General features: G+C 69.6%; 15 protein-coding genes. 3 read left to right on the plus strand and 12 right to left on the minus strand.

Going from position 1 to position 18,768, the window contains the following annotated elements:
* Window positions 1-623 precede the first annotated feature (623 nt).
* On the plus strand, window positions 624-1,907 hold the full coding sequence (gene codB, locus H610_RS0114915) for a cytosine permease (protein WP_028240417.1): 1,284 nt from the start codon (window positions 624-626) through the stop codon (window positions 1,905-1,907).
* Window positions 1,908-2,012: 105 nt separating this feature from the next.
* A complete protein-coding gene (gene codA / locus H610_RS0114920) occupies window positions 2,013-3,251 on the plus strand; it encodes a cytosine deaminase (protein WP_028240418.1) in 1,239 nt (412 codons plus the stop codon).
* 81 nt (window positions 3,252-3,332) lie between these two features.
* Here codA and H610_RS0114925 read toward each other — a convergent pair whose 3' ends face one another.
* From H610_RS0114925 to H610_RS0114960, 8 genes are all read right to left on the minus strand, one after another.
* A complete protein-coding gene (locus H610_RS0114925) occupies window positions 3,333-5,309 on the minus strand; it encodes a methyl-accepting chemotaxis protein (protein ID WP_028240419.1) in 1,977 nt (658 codons plus the stop codon).
* A gap of 296 nt (window positions 5,310-5,605) precedes the next feature.
* Complete coding sequence (locus H610_RS0114930; RefSeq protein WP_028240420.1) at window positions 5,606-6,475, minus strand: efflux RND transporter periplasmic adaptor subunit; 870 nt, start codon at window positions 6,473-6,475, stop codon at window positions 5,606-5,608.
* 13 nt (window positions 6,476-6,488) lie between these two features.
* Entirely contained in the window at window positions 6,489-6,695 is a 207-nt protein-coding gene (locus H610_RS0114935; protein ID WP_028240421.1) for a DUF1656 domain-containing protein, read from the minus strand.
* On the minus strand, window positions 6,682-8,670 hold the full coding sequence (locus H610_RS0114940; RefSeq protein ID WP_028240422.1) for an FUSC family protein: 1,989 nt from the start codon (window positions 8,668-8,670) through the stop codon (window positions 6,682-6,684). The genes H610_RS0114935 and H610_RS0114940 overlap by 14 nt, the downstream gene beginning before the upstream one ends.
* Window positions 8,671-9,098: 428 nt before the next feature.
* Window positions 9,099-9,209, minus strand: coding sequence for a cytochrome c oxidase subunit CcoM (gene ccoM / locus H610_RS26130; protein WP_028240423.1), 111 nt, complete (start codon window positions 9,207-9,209; stop codon window positions 9,099-9,101).
* Between the two features lie 212 nt (window positions 9,210-9,421).
* Window positions 9,422-9,580 carry a hypothetical protein gene (locus tag H610_RS25815; RefSeq protein ID WP_169338861.1) on the minus strand — a complete coding sequence of 53 codons (159 nt, stop codon included), beginning with the start codon at window positions 9,578-9,580 and terminating at the stop codon, window positions 9,422-9,424.
* Entirely contained in the window at window positions 9,577-10,170 is a 594-nt protein-coding gene (locus tag H610_RS0114955; protein ID WP_028240424.1) for an alpha-ketoglutarate-dependent dioxygenase AlkB family protein, read from the minus strand. The genes H610_RS25815 and H610_RS0114955 overlap by 4 nt, the downstream gene beginning before the upstream one ends.
* Before the next feature lie 39 nt (window positions 10,171-10,209).
* Entirely contained in the window at window positions 10,210-10,509 is a 300-nt protein-coding gene (locus tag H610_RS0114960; RefSeq protein ID WP_028240425.1) for a hypothetical protein, read from the minus strand.
* A gap of 151 nt (window positions 10,510-10,660) precedes the next feature.
* Here H610_RS0114960 and rapA point away from each other — a divergent pair, with 151 nt between their 5' ends.
* A complete protein-coding gene (gene rapA, locus H610_RS0114965; RefSeq protein WP_028240426.1) occupies window positions 10,661-13,507 on the plus strand; it encodes an RNA polymerase-associated protein RapA in 2,847 nt (948 codons plus the stop codon).
* A 313-nt stretch (window positions 13,508-13,820) separates the two neighbouring features.
* Here the strand turns inward: rapA and H610_RS0114970 are convergent, their stop codons facing one another.
* The 4 genes from H610_RS0114970 to H610_RS0114985 all read right to left on the minus strand — a co-directional run bounded on the left by H610_RS0114970 (window position 13,821) and on the right by H610_RS0114985 (window position 18,664).
* On the minus strand, window positions 13,821-15,086 hold the full coding sequence (locus H610_RS0114970; RefSeq protein ID WP_028240427.1) for an Hsp70 family protein: 1,266 nt from the start codon (window positions 15,084-15,086) through the stop codon (window positions 13,821-13,823).
* A 433-nt stretch (window positions 15,087-15,519) separates the two neighbouring features.
* Window positions 15,520-16,848 (minus strand): spinster family MFS transporter, encoded by a 1,329-nt coding sequence (locus tag H610_RS0114975; RefSeq protein ID WP_028240428.1) that lies wholly within the window; start codon window positions 16,846-16,848, stop codon window positions 15,520-15,522.
* A gap of 149 nt (window positions 16,849-16,997) precedes the next feature.
* On the minus strand, window positions 16,998-17,783 hold the full coding sequence (locus tag H610_RS0114980; protein ID WP_028240429.1) for a hydroxypyruvate isomerase family protein: 786 nt from the start codon (window positions 17,781-17,783) through the stop codon (window positions 16,998-17,000).
* Entirely contained in the window at window positions 17,780-18,664 is an 885-nt protein-coding gene (locus tag H610_RS0114985) for an NAD(P)-dependent oxidoreductase (protein ID WP_028240430.1), read from the minus strand. Before H610_RS0114985 ends, H610_RS0114980 begins: the two co-directional genes overlap by 4 nt.
* Between the last annotated feature and the right edge of the window lie 104 nt (window positions 18,665-18,768).

The following is an 18,768-nucleotide window of genomic DNA, read 5'->3' on the forward strand; positions in this document are numbered from 1 at the left end:
GAACAGTCTGTCCCGAAACATCCCCCTCTCCCTCCGGGAGAGGGCTGGGGCGAGGGCTGGTGTGCACGACCTCCCTCACCGGCCCTGCGGGCCACCTTCTCCCGGAGGGGAGAAGGGAAAAGCCGGCGGCTGCCCGTAGGAGCGAGCTTGCTCGCGAACAGTCTGTCCCGAAACCATCCCCCTCTCCCTCCGGGAGAGGGCTGGGGCGAGGGCTGGTGTGCACGGCCTCCCTCACCGGCCCTGCGGGCCACCTTCTCCCGGAGGGGAGAAGGGCAAAGCCGGTGCCGAATCCGGTAGGGGGCCGGGCAGCGTTCCACGTAGGGTGGGCTTCAGCCCACCATGTTGCATCGGCGCAGGCCTGCATTGGTGGGCTAAAGCCCACCCGGCGCTCGCCTGGCCTGCCTTGGACCCTCATCCGGCCCTGCGGGCCACCTTCTCCCGGGGGGGAGAAGGGCAAAGCCGCACCCGCCGCCTGCCGCCTGCCGCCTGCCGCCTGCCGCCTGCCGCCTGCCGCCTGCCGCCTCCAGCCTCCAGCCTCCAGCCTCCAGCCTCCAGCCTCCAGCCCATTTTTTGGCACGCCCTCTGCTACGCGCTGGGATCATCCCTCTCGCGGAGACACGGCCATGTCCCAGGCATCCCACGGCGATACCGATTTCCCCCTCAGCGAGGTGCCGGCCGGCGCCCGCAAGGGCCTGCTTTCCACTGCGGTGATGCTGTTCGGCTTCACCTTCTTCACCGCGACCATGTTCGCCGGCGGCAAGCTCGGCATGGCCTTCGACTTCACGACGCTGATCTGGGCGGCGGTCGTCGGCAACCTGCTGCTCGGCCTCTATGCCGCCGCGCTGGCGCTGATCGCCTGCCGCAGCGGGCTGAATTCCGTGCTCATGGGACGTTTCTGCTTCGGCGAGCTGGGCAGCAAGCTGTCCGACGTGTTGCTCGGTTTCACCCAGGTCGGCTGGTACGCCTGGGGCACCGCGACCATCGCCATCGTGCTGGTGAAGATCCTCGGCCTGCCCGAGGGGCTGACCCTGCCGCTGATGGTGCTGTTCGGCTTCGGCTTCTGCCTCACCGCCTTCGTCGGTTACCGCGGGCTGGACCTGCTGTCGCGCTTCGCGGTGCCGGCCATGCTGGTGCTGCTGGTGGCCTCGCTGGGCATCGCCACCCGCGATGTCGGCGGGCTGGACGCGCTGCTGGCGGTCGAGCCGCAGGAGAGCATGACCCTGGGCATGGCCATCACCCTGGTGTTCGGCACCTTCGTCAGTGGCGCGACCCAGGCCACCAACTGGACGCGTTTCGCCCGCAACGGCCGGGTCGCGGTGTTCGCCAGCCTGATCGGCTTTTTCATCGGCAACGGCCTGATGATCGTCGCCGGGGCCTACGGCGCGATCGTCTACCAGCAGCCGGACGTGGTCGAAGTGCTGGTGCTGCAGGGCCTGTCGATGGCCGCGGTGGTGATGCTCTTCCTCAACCTCTGGACCACCCAGGACAACACCATCTACAACTTCGCCGCGGCCGGCTGCAACCTGCTGCGCACCGATCGCCGCAAGTGGGTCACCCTCGGCGGCGCGGCCATCGGCACGCTGCTGGCGATCGGCGGCATGTACGAGATGCTGATCCCCTTCCTGATCCTGCTCGGCTCGATCATCCCTCCGATCGGAGGGGTGATCATGGCCGACTATGCCTACGGCCACCGCGGCCGCTACCCGCTGCTCGCCGAGGCGCGCCTGCCGGCCTTCAACTGGGTGGGGCTTGGCGCCTACTTCATCGGCGCGGTGTGCGCCTACTTCTCGCCCTGGGTGGCCCCCATCGTCGGCATTCTGGTGGCGGCCGCGGCCTACGTGGCGCTGTTCGAGGTCCAGCGCGCGCTGGCCGGGCGCGCGGTCCCGGTCGCCAAGGCCGACGCCTGACCCGCCGCCCGGCGGCCATGGCCAGCCGCCGGGCAATCGGCTACAACCCATCCAGCCTTTCACCCTGCCGGCACCGTGCCGGCTTTCGTCTGCCCGAGGTAACCCATGAAGATCGTCAACGCCCGCCTGCGCAAGAAGGAGGGCCTGTTCAGCCTGGAACTGACCGCCGGGCGCATCGCCGCCATCACCGCGCAGCCGGACAGCATCGCCTGCGCGCCCGGTGAACTGGACGCCGCCGGCAACCTGGTCACCGCGCCCTTCGTCGAGCCGCACATCCACCTGGACGCCACCCTCACCGCCGGCGAGCCGGCCTGGAACATGAGCGGCACGCTGTTCGAGGGCATCGAGCGCTGGGCCGAGCGCAAGGCGCTGGTCACCCACGAGGACATCAAGACCCGCGCGAAGAAGACCATCGACATGCTGGTCGACCACGGCATCCAGCACGTGCGCACCCACGTCGACGTCACCGACCCGACCCTGGCCGCACTCAGGGCGATGGTCGAGGTGCGCGAGGAAACCCGCCATCTGATCGACCTGCAGATCGTCGCCTTCCCGCAGGAAGGCATCGAATCCTTCGCCGGCGGCCGCGCGCTGATGGAGGAAGCCGTGGCCCTGGGCGCCGACGTGGTCGGCGGCATTCCGCACTTCGAGAACACCCGCGAACAGGGCGTCTCCTCGATCCGCTTCCTGATGGAGCTGGCCGAGCGCACCGGCTGTCTGGTGGACGTGCACTGCGACGAGACCGACGACCCGCACTCGCGTTTCGTCGAGGTGCTGGCCGAGGAGGCCCGCGTGCGCGGCATGGGCGCGCGGGTCACCGCCAGCCACACCACGGCGATGGGCTCCTACGACAACGCCTACTGCTCCAAGCTGTTCCGCCTGTTGAAGATGTCCGGCATCAGCTTCGTCTCCTGCCCGACCGAGAGCATCCACCTGCAGGGTCGCTTCGACACCTTTCCCAAGCGCCGCGGCGTGACCCGCGTGGCCGAGCTCGACCGCGCCGGGATGAACGTCTGCCTGGGTCAGGACTCGATCGTCGACCCCTGGTACCCGCTGGGCAACGGCAACATCCTGCGCATCCTCGAGGCTGGCCTGCACATCTGCCACATGCTCGGCTACGAGGATCTGCAGCGCGCCCTCGACCTGATCACCGATAACAGCGCCCGCGCCCTCGCCCTCGGCGAACGCTACGGGCTGGAGGTCGGCCGCCCGGCCAACCTGCTGATCCTCTCGGCACCGAGCGACTACGAGATGATCCGCAGCCAGGGCCATGCCCTGGTGTCCATCCGCGACGGCAAGGTGCTGATGCAGCGCACCCCGGCGAGGATCGAGCGCCGCGTCTGAAAGCGGCTGACCTGCACCGCTGAAGCATGAAACGAGCCGCCGCGCCCATGGACGGGCCCGGCGGCGCCGTCGCGCCCGCCTTCAGGCCACCCGGAAGTTGGCGATCAGCCCCTGCAGGTCGCGGGTCATTCCGGCGACCTCGGTGCTGACGGCCACCGTGTTGCCCGCCTCCACCGCGTTGCTCTCGCTGATCCCCTTGATCTCCAGGGTGTTGCGCTCGACGTTCTCGACCACCGTGGCCTGCTGCTCGGCGGCCGAGGCGATCTGGGTGTTGTGGTCGATGATCTGCTCCATGCTGGCGGTGATGCCTTCGAAGATGGCCGCGGTGCGGGTCACTTCCTCCACCGTGTCGGAGGCGTTGTGGTGGCTGGCCTGGATGATCCGCACCGCATCGCTGACCTGCTGCTGCAGGCGGCCGATAGTGGCGTAGATCTCGCCGGTCAGCGAATGCGAGCGCTGCGCCAGGCTGCGCACCTCGTCGGCCACCACGGCGAAGCCGCGGCCCTGCTCGCCGGCGCGCGCCGCCTCGATGGCGGCGTTGAGCGCCAGCAGGTTGGTCTGCTCGGCGATGGTCTTGATCACGTCCACCGCCTTGGCGATCTCGCCGCTTTCCTGCTCGACCGCGGTGATCGCCTTGAGTGACTGGTCCATCTCGCCGAACAGCTGGTTGATCTGTACCACCGCGCGCTCGACCTGCACGCGGCCTTCCTTGCACTGCTCACCGGCACGGTTGGCGCGCTCGGCAGTGGTCAGCGAGTTGCCGCTGACTTCCTGCACGCTGCTGACCAGCTCGCTCATGGAGCTGGCGATCAGCTCCAGCTCGGCGGTCTGCCGGGCGATTGCGCGCTGGCTGGCGATGGCGCTGTCATTGAGATTCTCGGCCTTGCCGGTGGTGGAGGCGGAGAAGCGCACCACCTCGCTGATCAGCTCGCGCATGCCGGCCTGCATGCGGTTGAAATCCTGCGCCAGGTCGCCGAGTTCATCGCGCGCGCTGCTGTGGATTTCCTGCCGCAGGTCGCCTTCGGCGAGCCGCCGGGTGCCGTCGCCGATCAGCTTGATGGCGCCGCGCACCGACAGGTAGAAGCCGGCGAACAGGTACAGGGTGATCAGCACCACTGCCAGCAGCGCACCGGCCCACAGGCTCAGGCTGGCCCGCTCGCTGGCCAGGTGCGCGTCGAGCAGCCTCCGGACCTGGCCGACCAGCGCGGCGGCGCCGGCGTCCAACTGCTCGGTGACCGGTTCGAAGCGGGCGAATTCCTGCGCCCACTGATCGACCGTGTCGCTGCCGAAGAAGCGCGACTCGGTGTAGGGCCGGGTCACCTCCTGGTAGGTCGTCAGCAGCAGGCCGGCGGCCTTGTCCACCGGCCCGTCGGCACCCTCGGCGCCGCTCAGGGCAGCGATCTCGCTGGCGAGGTTGATCACCGACGGCCGCGTCGCCGATTCGAGATAACCGTAGGCTTTCAGGTAGGCGCTGTAGGCGCCGGCCTGGGCGTGCTTCTGGTACAGCGGCAGGACGCGGTTGAGCAGCCCGTCGAGCGCCTCGTAGACGCCGGGGTCGTCGTCCTGGATGAGGCCCGCCTCGGCGGCGATCGCCTTCATCGCATCGACGTGGCCGAGCACCGGCTTGCCATGGTGCATGAACAGCGTGTCCACCGCCGTGCCGCGCTCGAATTCCACCGCCTCGGCCCGCGCCGTGGCGTGCGCCGGATGGTTGCCGAAACCGTGCTCGCCTAGCCAGGCGTTGAAGTCGGCCGCCTGCCGCTCGTAGCGCTGGCTGTGCTCGGCGATCGCCTGCTCGACGTCCGGCTTGTTCCGCCCCTGCCTGACGACCTGCAGGGCGGCGACCCGGAAGGCCGCCTTGTGTACCTCGAGGTAGCGCTCGAGCGCCTCCAGCCCGAGCTGCTCCTGCTGCAGGGCGGTGATCGAGCGGTACAGGCCGCTCAGCTTGTCGGTCGCCAGCCAGCAGTACGGCAGCATGAAGACGATCAGGATGATGGCGAACTTGTGCGCATAGCGCGCCCGCGACATCAGGGACAGGACGGGAGTGAAAAAAGACATGGTGGTTCCTCTGCTCGCCGGCCACTGCAGGATGCCGGCCCTCCTCGAGCCCCGGGAAACCCAGGGCTCGAAAGGGCCATTGCAACAACCTTGCCGCGATGGACCCAGGCCCGGCTTTTTTCTGACCGTTCAGCCAGGAATGACCATACTGGGTTCAGGTAACCCGCCGACCGCCCTTATTGGTGGCACTGCGCCACCCGTGCGTCGGGCCGGCGGAATCCGACCGCCGTCACAAAATCTCCAGGCGCGGTCGGAAATGCCCTGGAAGAGGGCTCGACGCTTCGTCACTGCACCGCTCATGGGCGCTCCTGACCGGCGTCCAGCACCTGGACGCTGGCGGTCATCCCCGCGCTCAGTCGCTGGCCATCCGGTTGTGCGCTGAAGCGGATGCGTACCGGGATCCGCTGCGCCAGGCGGACCCAGTCGAAGGTCGGATCGACGTCGGCAAGCAACTGGCTGTCGGGGCGCGCGTTGGGGTCGGTGATGCCCTGGCTGATGCTGTCCACCACGCCGTCCAGCGGTGCGCCGGTGCTCATCGGCCAGATCCGCACCGGGTCGCCGACGCGGATGCCGGGCAGCTTGGTTTCCTCGAAGTAGGCCTGCACGTAGAAGGAGCCGTCGGCCACCAGCGCCATGACCGCCTGCCCGGCGGCGACGTGGTTGCCCTGGGCCAGGCGCAGGTTGGTCACCTGCCCGGCGCGCGGCGCGTGCACCTGGGTGCGTTGCAGGTTGAGCTCGGCCAGGCGCACCTCGGCCTGCGCCTGGCGCAGCTGGCTGCGGGCGATGGCCGCGGCGATCTGCGCGTTCTCGCGCTGTTCCTCGCTGATCGACTGGCCGAGGCGCGTCCGGCGCGAGGCCTCGTGCTCGCGCAACCGTACCTCCTGGGTGCGCACCTCGACGATCGCACGCGCCTCGTCGAGCGCCGCCTGGTAGCGCTCGGGGTCGATCACCATCAGCACCTCGCCCTGCTCGACGTGCTGGTTGTCGCGCACGCGCAACTCCATCACCCGTCCGGAGACGTCCGGCGCCAGGGTGACGATGTCGGCGCGGATGCGCGCGTCGCGCGTCCAGGGCGCCACCATGTAGTGGTGCCAGAGGCCGTAGCCCGCCACCACCGCCAGCGCCACCATCGCCAGCGTGACCGCGATGCGCAGTGAAGTCTTCATTCGGATGCTCCTGTCATAGACGACCCATCGCGGCCACCACCCCGCCCAGCACGATCACGAACAGCGCCAGGTCGAACAGCGCCTCGTGCCAGATCCAGCGCCCCAGTCCGGTCAGCCGCAGCAGCAGGCGCAGGCCGACGGTCAGCAGCAGGGCCACCAGCGCCGCGACCAGGAAGGGGCTGACCAGCACGCCGCCCAGCGCCCACTCATGCCAGCTCATGGGCACCTCCGGCGATCCCGCACCACTGCCGCCAGCTGCGTTCGAGCTGGCGCACCGCGCCGCGGCCGAGGCGCTGGGCCTGGCTCTCCGGCGCGCTGTCGAGCACGCGCAGCAGCTTGTCCGCCGGCGCCTGCAGGGCCTCGGCGCGCTCGGGCGCCGGCCCGTGCAGCAGCGCCCGCTCCAGTTCGTCCAGGGCCTGGCGCTGCAGGCGTTCGTCGGCCGGACGTGCCGCCGCCAGGCACAGGCGCAGGTGCAGCAGCTCGTCGCCGATGTCCAGCCCGAGCAGGCCGTCGCCCCAGCGCTGGCGGACCGCCTCGGGCAGCAGCGGGTAGTGCCGCGCCAGCTGCAGCAGCCGCTCGGCCATGCGCCCGGCGAACCAGGTGTCGGCCCCGGCCAGCCGGCGAGAAGTCAGTTCGGCCAGATCGCGCAGCGTCGCCTCCAGCAGCCGCCGGCTCTGCCACAGCGGATTGCGCAGGGTGATCAGGCGAAACGCCATGACCGCGCAGCCGACCCCGATCAGCATGCCCAGTCCCTCGTTGATGAAAAAGGCCACGTTGTATTCATATCCCGTCGGCGGCAGCGTCAACACGATGAAGTGCAGCGCGAAGGCGGTGGAGGTGCCGGCCAGCGCCGGCCGCGCCATGCCCAGCGCGCCGACGAACAGCGGCACGCCCAGCGCCATCGCCAGCAACGGGAAACCGCTCCACTGCGGCAGGATCAGCTGGCCGACGACGAAGGCCACCGGAATCGCATAGGCGATCCCGCGCAGGAAACCGAAGCCGATCTGCACCGCGTTCTCGCGGCTGGCGAACAGGCAGCAGACCACGGTGGCGAGCACCAGCGCGCTGACCGCCGAGGTCCAGGCGGTGGCCAGCCAGAAGACCGAAAGCGTCAGCAACGTCGCCGCGCTGCGCAGGCCGTAAAGCGCGGCGATGGGCAGGTCACGGTGCGCGGAGAACTGGCCCTCGGCCTGCTCGGTCTCGCCGCCCTGCTCCACCGCCTCCAGCGCGGCGTCGGCCTTGGCGAAGTAGTCCAGCATCAGCACCATCCGGCCCAGGCAGTACAGCGCACCGGCGCCGATGCCCGGCTCGCGCGCCCGCTCCAGCAGCGCCTGGCGCAACATGGGCAGGTCGGCCTGCTCCGGCGCCTGGAGCGCCTGCCGCACCTGTTCGAAGGCAGGCGCGAGGCGCTGCGCGTCGCCTGGGTCGAGGTCGCGGCGCTGGCGCCCCGCCGCGCGGCTGATGCGAATCAGGCTGAGCAACGTCCGGCTCAGCGCCCGCACCGCGCGCGCCCGCTCGCGCCCCCGGCTGCCCTCGAACCAGGCGTGCTCGCGCTGGGTATCCACCGCGACGATCTGCCCGAGCGCCTGCAGCAACCCCTCGCGCGGCGCCGGCTCGGCAGCCAGCTCGGCCGCCGCGGTGCGCAGCGCGCCCTGCCAGGTCGCACGGGCCTGTTGCAGCAGCAGCCCGCTGACGTGCTGTGGCCAGACGATGGCGCTGACCGTGGTGGCGCAGACGATGCCGAGGATGATCTCGGTGCAGCGCGCCACCGCATGGTCGAAAACCGCCAGCGGCTCGGCGAGCGCCGGCAGGCAGATCAGCATGACGGTGTAGCCGGACAGCACGAACGCGTACGACCAGGCACTGCGCAGCAGCGTCGAAGCCGCGGTGCACAGCCCCACCCACAGGGCCAGGCAGACGAGGAACAGCCAGGGCGCCTGCGCCGCCAGGCCCATGATCGACAGCGACATGAGCGCACCGACCAGGGTCCCGGTGACGCGCGCGAGCCCCTTCTGCACCACCATGCCGGCCAGCGGCTGGGCGACGATGAAAGCGGTCATGAAGGCCCACTGCGGCTGCTCGAGCCCGAGCCGCAGGGCCAGCCACAGGGCCAGCAGGCCGCCGAAGACGGTCTTCAGGGCGAAGCGCAAGGCAGGAAGGGGGGGCGCCAGGAACGCCAGCAGGTTGTCGCGCACGATTTGGAAGCGGTTATGTCCGGGAATGAACAACTGACAATGAAACGCGGCGAGAATTATTAGCTTCCTAACGAAATCACGCAAGCGGCACCCTGCCGGCAAGGGCGCGGGACACGCGTGCGGAGACCGCCCTGGCTCCGTACGCGCCCCACTGGGCCCCGCCTTCGCCGGGGCGACCGAGTGTGCACATGCCCGGCGTCCACGCAACCGTCGTACCGGCGCAAGCCGGTACCCAGGTGGGCAACTGCCAGGGGAAGCGATGGAGGCAGCGTCAGGCCGACCTCGAGCTCCGTATGGCGCTCACCGGGCCCCGCCTACCGGCGGCGACGGGCACAGCGGCAGGACCATGTAGGAGAAGATAAAAACGGAAGGCAAAAAAAGGGCGACCGAAGTCGCCCGAATTGCCTTGCGTGCCCCTTGCTGGAGGATCAGCGTTTCTTTTGCGCGTCCTTCCAGATGAAGAATCCCAACCCGCCCAGGAAGACGACCATCAGGCCGACAGTGACCACCCCTGCGAGCACTACGCTATCGACGAACATGGTTTTCACCCCCGGCTTGCGTGTTGCGTTGTTCGATGGGGGCAAGGTATCCCGGCGGCGCGTCGGGAAAATTGATCCGGGTCAATTCGCCGGAGCGGCCGACTGCCGACCATCAGCGGAACTGACGCAGATCAACGAAATCAGGGTCGCGCCACAGCGGAACGGGCGCATGCATACAGGAAGCGAAACGGAGGAAGGAGGTAACGGCGGGCTCAGCGCTTCTTTTTCGGCTTGCCCTTCTTGCGGCCCTTGCCCAGCGGCAGGGCCTGCTCGAAGGCTTCGCGCATCTCGGCCAGCCGCTTGTCCTTGAGGTCGTGGATGCGCTTGCTGCGCTCGGCGGTGAAATCGATCAGCTTGTCGGCGTCGCTCATGTTCGGGCTCGCGGATGGATCAGGCGAAAGGTCAGGTTCAGACGTGGCGGGCACGGCTTGCGCGTACGCGCGATCTGGTGCTGCCAATGATGCTGCGTCCGGCCGCCCATGACCAGCAGCGATCCGTGCGCGAGGGTCAGCGAATGGCCGATCCGCTGCGAGCCCTTGCGACGCAGGTCGAAGCGCCGCGCGCCGCCGAGGCTGAGCGAGGCGATCAGCGGTTCGGGGCCGAGCTCCGTCTCGTCGTCGCTGTGCCAGCCCATGGCGTCCTGCCCGTCACGGTAGTGGTTGATCAGCAGACCGTTGAAGCGCTGCCCGGCCGCGCGCTCGACCCGCTCGCGGATGTCGCCGAGCAACGGCGTCCAGGGCAGTGGCCGGTGGGTCACGCCGGAATAGCGGTAGTCGACGTCACCGTACCAGGCGAGCAGCCGCGGCACCGGATGCTCGCGGCCGTAGAGCCGGACCCGCGGCTGCTCCCAGGGCGTTTCCGCCAGCAGCCGCTCGAGCCAGCGGTCGGCTTCGGCGATCGACACGAAATCGGCGTCGTAGTGCAGGTCGGCGTCAGGAAGATCGAACGTCAGGGCGGGCAAGGTATGTCTCGATGGTGAAAACCGCACGAACCGCGTGCCTCAGACCTCGATGTCGACCCACAGCCCCTGCCGCGGCAACTCCGCGAGGGCCTCGCGGTCTTCTTCATCGATGTCGCCGGCCGCGATCTGCTCCGGCGTGTAGGCCTGCCGCCGGCGCCGGCGCTGTTCTTCGCGCAGGCGTTCGGCCGCCTCTTCCGGGCGTCGCTGCTCGAGCCCGACGGCATCGCCGCCGCTGCCGGGCTGCACCGGCGCCACCGGTGGCGGTTCGGGCCGGAGCTTCGGTACGTCCTGCTGGGGGCTGGTTGCCGGCAACACGCCTGTAGGAAGGGTCGGCAGCATGGTGATTCTCCCTGTGCCGGTCGCGCGGCCGGCAATGCCCGGAGTGTAGCCGATTCGCACCGGCATGAACCTCCAACCGGTCGGCATCCGCCATCGCTCTCGCCGGTGGCTTCCGGTACCATAGCCGGCTTTTTTCGACAGCGGAGGCAGCATGGCGCAGCAGTATCTACCGGGGCAACGCTGGATCAGCGACAGCGAGGCCGAACTCGGACTCGGAACCATCCTCACCCAGGACGGCCGACTGCTCACCGTGCTCTACCCCGCCACCGGCGAAACCCGCCAATACGCCGCCCGCAATGCCCCACTGACGCGCGTGCGCTTCGTCCCCGGCGACGAGATCACCCACTTCGAAGGCTGGAAGATGACCGTGCGCGAGGTCGAGGACGTCGACGGCCTGCTGGTCTACCACGGCCTCGACGCGCAGAACGAACCGCGCACCCTGCCCGAGACCCAGCTGTCGAACTTCATCCAGTTCCGCCTGGCCAGCGACCGCCTGTTCGCCGGGCAGATCGATCCGCTGAACTGGTTCGCCCTGCGCTACCACACCCTCGAACACCAGAGCCGCCAGCTGCAGTCGCCGCTGTGGGGCCTGACCGGCGCGCGCGCGCAGCCGATCGCCCACCAGCTGCACATCGCCAGGGAAGTCGCCGACCGCGTCGCCCCACGCGTGCTGCTGGCCGACGAGGTGGGCCTGGGCAAGACCATCGAGGCCGGACTGGTGATCCATCGCCAGCTGCTCTCCGGGCGCGCCAGCCGCGTGCTGATCCTGGTTCCGGAAACCCTGCAGCACCAGTGGCTGGTGGAGATGCGCCGGCGCTTCAACCTGCAGGTCGCGCTCTATGATGCCGAGCGTTTCGCCGAGAGCGACGCCAGCAACCCCTTCGAGGACGCCCAGCTCGCGCTGGTGGCGCTGGACTGGCTGAAGAACGACGAGCGCGCGCAGGATGCCGCCTTCGCCGCCGGCTGGGACCTGCTGGTGGTCGACGAGGCGCACCACCTGGTCTGGCACCCGGAAGGCGCCAGCGCCGAGTACAAACTTGTCGAGCAGTTGGCCGAGGTCATCCCCGGCGTGCTGCTGCTCACCGCCACGCCCGAGCAGCTCGGCCAGGAAAGCCACTTCGCCCGCCTGCGCCTGCTCGACCCCAACCGTTTCCACGACCTCGAGGCCTTCCGCGCCGAGAGCCGCAACTACCAGCCGGTGGCCGAGGCGGTGCAGGAGCTGCTCGACGAAGGGCGGCTGTCGGAGACGGCGCACCGCACCATCCACGAGCTGCTCGGCACCGAGGGCGAAGCCCTGCTGGCGGCCGTCAGCGACGGTGACGTCGACGCCAGCGCACGGCTGATCCGCGAACTGCTCGACCGCCACGGCACCGGCCGGGTGCTGTTCCGCAACACCCGCGCGGCGGTGCGCGGCTTCCCCGAGCGCGAGCTGCACGCCTATGCCCTGCCGTGCCCCGCGCAGTACCTCGAGCTGCCGCTGGGCGAGCACGCCGAGCTGTACCCGGAAGTCAGCTATCAGAGCCTGCCGGACGTCACCGAGGAGGAGCGCTGGTGGCGCTTCGACCCGCGCGTCGAGTGGCTGATCGACCAACTGAAGATGCTGAAGAAATACAAAGTGCTGGTGATCTGCGCCCATGCCGAGACCGCACTCGACCTGGAAGATGCGCTGCGCGTGCGCTCGGGCATTCCCGCCACGGTGTTCCACGAAGGCATGAGCATCGTCGAGCGCGACCGCGCCGCGGCCTACTTCGCCGACGAGGAATTCGGCGCCCAGGTGCTGATCTGCTCGGAGATCGGCAGCGAGGGCCGCAACTTCCAGTTCGCCCACCATCTGGTGCTGTTCGACCTGCCGGCGCACCCCGACCTGCTCGAGCAGCGCATCGGCCGCCTCGACCGGATCGGCCAGAAGCACCGCATCCAGCTGCACGTGCCCTACCTGGAGCCGAGCCCGCAGGCGCGGCTGTTCCAGTGGTACCACCAGGCGCTCAACGCGTTCCTCGCCACCTGCCCGACCGGCAACGCCCTGCAGCACCGCTTCGGGCCGCGTCTGCTGGAGCTGCTCGACGACGGCGACGACGATGCCTTCGAGGCGCTGCTGGACGAGGGCCGCGCCGAGCGCGAACGCCTCGAGGCCGAGCTGCACCGCGGCCGCGACCGCCTGCTGGAGCTCAACTCCGGCGGCGGCGAAAACGGCCACCGGCTGGTCGACGCCATTCGCGAGCAGGACGACCAGTACCAGCTGCCGATCTACATGGAAGAGCTGTTCAACGCCTTCGGCATCGACAGCGAGGACCATTCGGAGAATGCCCTGGTGCTGCGCCCGAGCGAGAAGATGCTCGACGCCAGCTTCCCGCTCGGCGACGACGAGGCGGTGACCATCACCTACGACCGCGAGCAAGCCCTGTCCCGCGAGGACATGCAGTTCCTCACCTGGGAGCACCCCATGGTGCAGGGCGGCATGGACCTGGTGCTGTCCGGCTCGATGGGCAACACCGCGGTGGCGCTGATCAAGAACAAGGCGCTCAAGCCCGGCACCGTGCTGCTGGAACTGCTCTACGTCAGCGAGGTGGTCGCGCCGCGCGCGCTGCAGCTGAACCGCTTCCTGCCGCCGATGGCGCTGCGCGTGCTGCTCGACGCCAACGGCAACGACCTGGCGCCCAAGGTGGCCTTCGACACCCTCAACGACCAGCTGGAAAGCGTGCCGCGCTCGAGCGCCAACAAGTTCGTGCAGGCCCAGCGCGACGTGCTGGCCGCGCAGATCGCCGCCGCCGAAGCCAAGGTCGCCCCGCGCCACGCCGAGCGCGTGAGCGACGCCCAGCGCCGCCTGCAGGCCGGCCTCGACGAGGAAATCGCGCGCCTCACCGCCCTCCAGGCGGTCAACCCGAGCGTGCGCGACAGCGAGATCGAGGCCCTGCGCAAGCAGCGCGAGGACGGCCTGGCGATGCTGGAAAAGGCCGCGCTGCGGCTGGAGGCGATCCGGGTGCTGGTAGCGGGCTGAGTGACTTGGCGACCTGGATGCGATTCGCTGGGCTGAGGCGGAACGCCGCCCGGTCTAGCCGGCGCTGGCGGCTTCCCTTCTCCCGCCGGGAGAAGGGAAGCCGCAGGGCCGGATGAGGGAAAGTCCCTGCACACCAGGCCCTCACCCCGGCCCTCTCCCGGAGGGAGAGGGGGATGTTCGTGCGTGGCCGGGAGCACGCTGCCCTGCTCCAGCCAGCTAATCCAGGCAGCGGCAGCGGCAGTGCCACGCCGCACCTCCACGCGCGAGTTGCACCGCCCTGCCAGGCTCGAACAGTGGGCCTGCCGAACGTCCTTCAGCCGTAACGCTTCTTCGCCTCGATCGCCAGGCCGCTGCCGATGCTGCCAAAGCGGTTGCCCTCGACCTGCCGCGCCTGCGGCAGCAGGCTTTCCATGCTGCGGCGCAGGGCCGGGATGCCGCTGGAGCCGCCGGTGAAGAACACCGTGTCCACCTGATCCGCGCCCAGTTCCGCGCGGGACAGCAGCTCGCCGACCGCCGTGCGCAGCCGCTCCAGCAGAGGCTGCAGCGTCTGCTCGAAGGCCGGCCGGGTCAGGGTCGCCTCCAGGCCCTGCTCGATCCGCTGCAGGTCGATGCGGTAGCGGGTCTCGTCGCTCAAGGCGATCTTGCCGGCCTCAACCTGCATCGCCAGCCAGTGCCCGGCGCGCTGCTCAATCAGGCGCATCAGCCGGTCGATGCCGGTCGGGTCGACGATGTCGTAGCGCATGCTCTGCAGCGAGCGCTGCGAGGCGGCCGAATAGGCGGCGTTGATGGTGTGCCAGGTCGCCAGGTTGAGGTGGGTGGCGGTGGGCATGGGCGCGTCGCTCTTCATCCGGCTGCCGTAGCCGAACAGCGGCATCACGCCATGCAGGCTGAGCTGCTTGTCGAAGTCGGTCCCGCCGATGTGCACCCCGCCGGTGCCGAGGATGTCGGCCTGGCGCTCATCGAGCAGGCGCCGCTCGGGGGACAGCCGCACCAGCGAGAAATCCGAGGTACCGCCGCCGATGTCGACGATCAGCACCCGTTCCTCGGCCTCGATGCGCGACTCGTAGTCGAAGGCCGCAGCGATGGGCTCGTACTGGAAGGACACCTCGGCGAAACCGATCTTGCGCGCGACCGCCGCCAGGGTATCGGCCGCCTCGCGGTCGGCCTGCTCGTCGTCGTCGACGAAGAACACCGGCCGGCCCAGCACCACCTGCTCGAACGGTCGTCCGGCGGCGGCCTCGGCGCGCGCCTTGAGGGTGCCGAGGAACAGCCCGAGGATGTCCTTGAACGGTACCGCGCTGCCCAGCACGGTGGTCTCGCTCTTCAGCAGCTTGGAGCCGAGCAGGCTCTTGAGCGAGCGCATCAGGCGCCCGTCGTAGCCTTCGAGGTACTCGGCCAGCGCCTGGCGGCCGTAGACCGGGCGCCGCTCCTCCAGATTGAAGAACACTACCGAGGGCAGGGTCGACTGGTCCTGCTCGAGGGCGATCAGTGGATCGCTGTCCGGCCGCCACCAGCCGACGGTGGAATTGGAGGTGCCGAAGTCGATGCCGCAGGCGCGGGCGGGCGTGGAAGGTTGCATGCGCGAGGTCCGGGCGAAAAAACGGCCGCGCAGTGTACGCGAGCAGGGCCGCTCCGGGGGCCGCTTTCGACCGGCGACCGCCTCGTGGCAGTTGAAGCTGCAGGCAACGCCCATCCCGTTCCCTTCTCCCCGCGGGAGAAGGTGGCCCGCAGGGCCGGATGAGGGCCGCTTGCACGGGCAAACAAACCCTCACCCCAGCCCTCTCCCGGAGGGAGAGGGAGATTGTTTGATATCGGGTTCGAGGTCGTGCAGGTCCGTTCGCGGTCAAGACCGCTCCCCCAGGCCATGCCATGGTCGCTGGCTTTCCCTTCTCCCCGCGGGAGAAGGTGGCCCGCAGGGCCGGATGAGGGCGCGGTCCCCATTCGCGAGCAAGCTCGCTCCTACGGTCCACCTGCTTTCGTAGGAGCGAGCTTGCTCGCGAACCGGAGGGCCGTCAGGCCGGCACGGCCTCGACCATCCCGGTCTTCATGCTGCGCGCGTCATGACCGAAGCTTCGCGCGGCCTGCAGCAGGAAGCCCATGGTCAGCAGCAGGCTGGCCGGGATCAGGTACATGGCGTTGTGCAGGCCGATGGCCTTGTGCGCCTCGCCCAGCTGTTCGGCGCCGGCGGCCAGCATCGCCGCCTCGGCGAAGTAGTCCGACAGCAGCCCCACCACCACCGGCCCCAGGCCGCCGCCCAGCAGGTACAGGCCGGCGAAGAACAGCGCCATGGCGGTGGCCCGCAGGCGCGGCTCGACCACGTCCTGGATGGCGGTGTAGACGCAGGTGTAGAAGTTGTAGGAGAACAGCCAGCCAATGCTGAATACGACCACGAACACCGCCACATCGATGCGCCCGGCGAGCAGCGCATAGCCGGTGCAGACGGTCGCCACCAGCATGCTCGCCGCGGCGAACAGCAGGCGTCCGCGCTCGTAGCGCTCATGGATGCGATCGGCCAGCCAGCCGCCGCAGGTCAGCCCGACCAGACCGGTGACGCCGACGATCACCCCGGTGGCCAGCGAGGCATCCATCAGCGGCACCTGGAAGTAGCGCATCAGCAGCCCGACCATGAAGGCGTTGCAGGCGTAGGTGGCGAAGTTGAAGGTCAGCCCCGCCAGCGTCAGCCACCAGAAGGTGCGGATCGCCAGCACCCGGCGCAGCGGCCTGTCGATCGGCTCCTGCGACAGCGGAACCGCCTCGGCGGCACCCCGCGCAGGCTCGCGGATGAAGAACATGAACAGCGCCAGGACGATGCCCGGCACCGCAGCGATGAAGAAGGGCGCGCGCCAGCTGTCGAACGCCTCCACCATGGCGCCGACGGTGAAGAACGCCAGCAGCAGGCCGAGCGGCAGCCCGAGCATGAAGATGCCCATCGCCCGCGCGCGCCGGTGCGCCGGGAACAGGTCGCCGATCAGCGAGTTGGCGGCCGGCGCGTAGCTCGCCTCTCCGACGCCGATGCCCATGCGCACCAGCAGGAAGCTCCAGAAATTCCAGGCCAGGCCGTTCACCGCCGTCAGGCCGCTCCAGACCATCAGCCCCCAGCCCATGATCTTGCGCCGCGCGCCGGTGTCGGCCATGCGCCCGAGCGGCACCCCGGCGATCGCGTAGACGATGGTGAACACGGTGCCGACCAGGCCGAGCTGGAAATCGCTGAGGTTCCAGGCCAGGCGGATCGGCTCGCCGACGATAGCGGGAATGGTGCGGTCGAAGAAGTTGAACAGGTTGGCGAGAAAGAGCAGGAACAGCACGCGCCAGGCGTTGGCGGCTTGGTGGGATGACGGCATGCGATCGATCTCTTGTTCTTGTAGGCGCCAGCCACACCCATGAGCCGGCTGTGGCAGCACTCTAGAACCGCTCTGCCGGGCTGTCTGCGAGTATTCGCCGGGCTTATGCCTGCCGATGCGACCGGCCGGACGTTACCGGCCCGCCGCCATCAGGCCCGCGCCTTCCAGGCCGGCAGCCAGGCGAGGCCGCCCTCGGTGCCTTCCGGACCGGGACGATATTCGGCGGCCAGCCAGCCGCGGTAGCCAACGGCCTGCAGCGCGGCGAAGACCTCGTCGAAATCGATCTGGCCGCTGCCCGGCGCGCCCCGCCCCGGGCAGTCGGCGAACTGCACGTGCCCCAGGCGCGGCCCGAGCAGCCGAATGCAGCCGCCGAGGCCGAAGCCCTGGCGGGCCATGTGATAGAGATCGAGCTGCGCCAGGCAGTTCGGGTGATCGACCTCGGCCAGCAGCGCGTCGAGATCGGCCGGCGTACTGACCAGGAAACCGGGCATGTCCAGCGGGTTGATCGCCTCGCAGAGCACGCGGATGCCGAGCACGGCGAAGGCCTCGGCCGCCTGGCGCAGGTTGGCGGCCAGCGTGGCCAGCGCCAGCTCGCGCGAAACGCCCTCGGCCAGCCGCCCGGGCAGCACGTTGACGCAGGCCGGCCGCACCATGGCCGCGTAGGTCAGCGCCGTCTGCAGGGCCTGGTCGAATTCGGTCTGGCGCGCCGGCACGGCGGCGAGCCCTGGGCCCCCGGCGGTGAAGTCGCCGGCCGGCAGGTTGACCAGCACCAGCGGCAGCCCGGCGCGCGCCAGCGCCTCCTTGAGCTGCACCGCCGGCACGTCGTAGGGGAACTGGATCTCGACGCCGTCGAATCCGGCGACACGGGCGGCGAGCACGCGGTCGAGCAGCGGCTGCTCGGTGAACAACAGCGAAAGGTTGGCGGCCAGTTTCACGATCTGGGCTCCCGATAGAGTTCGACGAGGGTGGCGGGGTCGCGTTCGAGGTTGCCCTGGCTGCCATGCAGGCGCATGAGTTGCGCCGCCAGCGCGCTGATGGGCGTCGACGAGCCCTGCTCGCGGGACAGCTTGACCGCCGTGTCGAGGTCCTTGAGCAGGGTGCGCACGTGCCATTTGACCGGCTCGAAGGTGCTGCTGGCCATCTGCGGGGCAAGAATCTGCAGGGGTTTCGAATCGGCGAAGCCGCCGGCCAGCGCCGAGGCGATCAGCCCGGCATCGACCCCGGCGCGCTCGGCCAGCGCCACCACCTCGGCGATCACCAGCGCGTTGCAGGCGACGATCATCTGGTTGCCGACCTTGGTCACCTGCCCGGCGCCGACCGGCCCCATGTGGGTCAGGCGCTGGCCGAGCCGCATCAGCACCGGGCGCACGCGCTCGACGTCCTCGGCACGGCCGCCGGCCATGATCGCCAGGGTCCCGGCCTCGGCGCCGGCTGTGCCCCCGGACACCGGCGCATCCACCCAGCGCATGCCGTGCGTCTCCAGCTGCGCCGCCATCTCGCGGGTCGCCGCCGGTTCCAGGCTGGAATGATCGACCAGCAACTGGCCGGCGCGCGCGCCCTCGGCGATACCCTGCGGGCCGAACACCACCTCGCGCACCACCGCCGTGTCGGCCAGGCACAGCAGCACGACGTCGGCCGCCTCGCACAGCTGCGCGGGCGTGTCGGCCACCCGTGCGCCCAGCGCCTCGAGCGGCACGCACTTGTCGCGCGTGCGGTTCCATACGGTCAGCGGATGGCCGGCGGCCAGCAGGCGCCGGCACATCGGCAGCCCCATCAGGCCGATACCGGCGAAGGCGAGGGAAGGCAGTTCGGACACGGACAGCTCCTGAGCGGACGGAACCGCGAGTGTAGCCCCGCCGGCGGCGCCCGGCACGAGCTCTTGCCCCTGACGCCTCCTCGGCGGCGGATTGACGTGCACGC

Origin of the sequence: Stutzerimonas azotifigens DSM 17556 (assembly GCF_000425625.1) — a bacterium.
GTDB lineage: Bacteria > Pseudomonadota > Gammaproteobacteria > Pseudomonadales > Pseudomonadaceae > Stutzerimonas > Stutzerimonas azotifigens.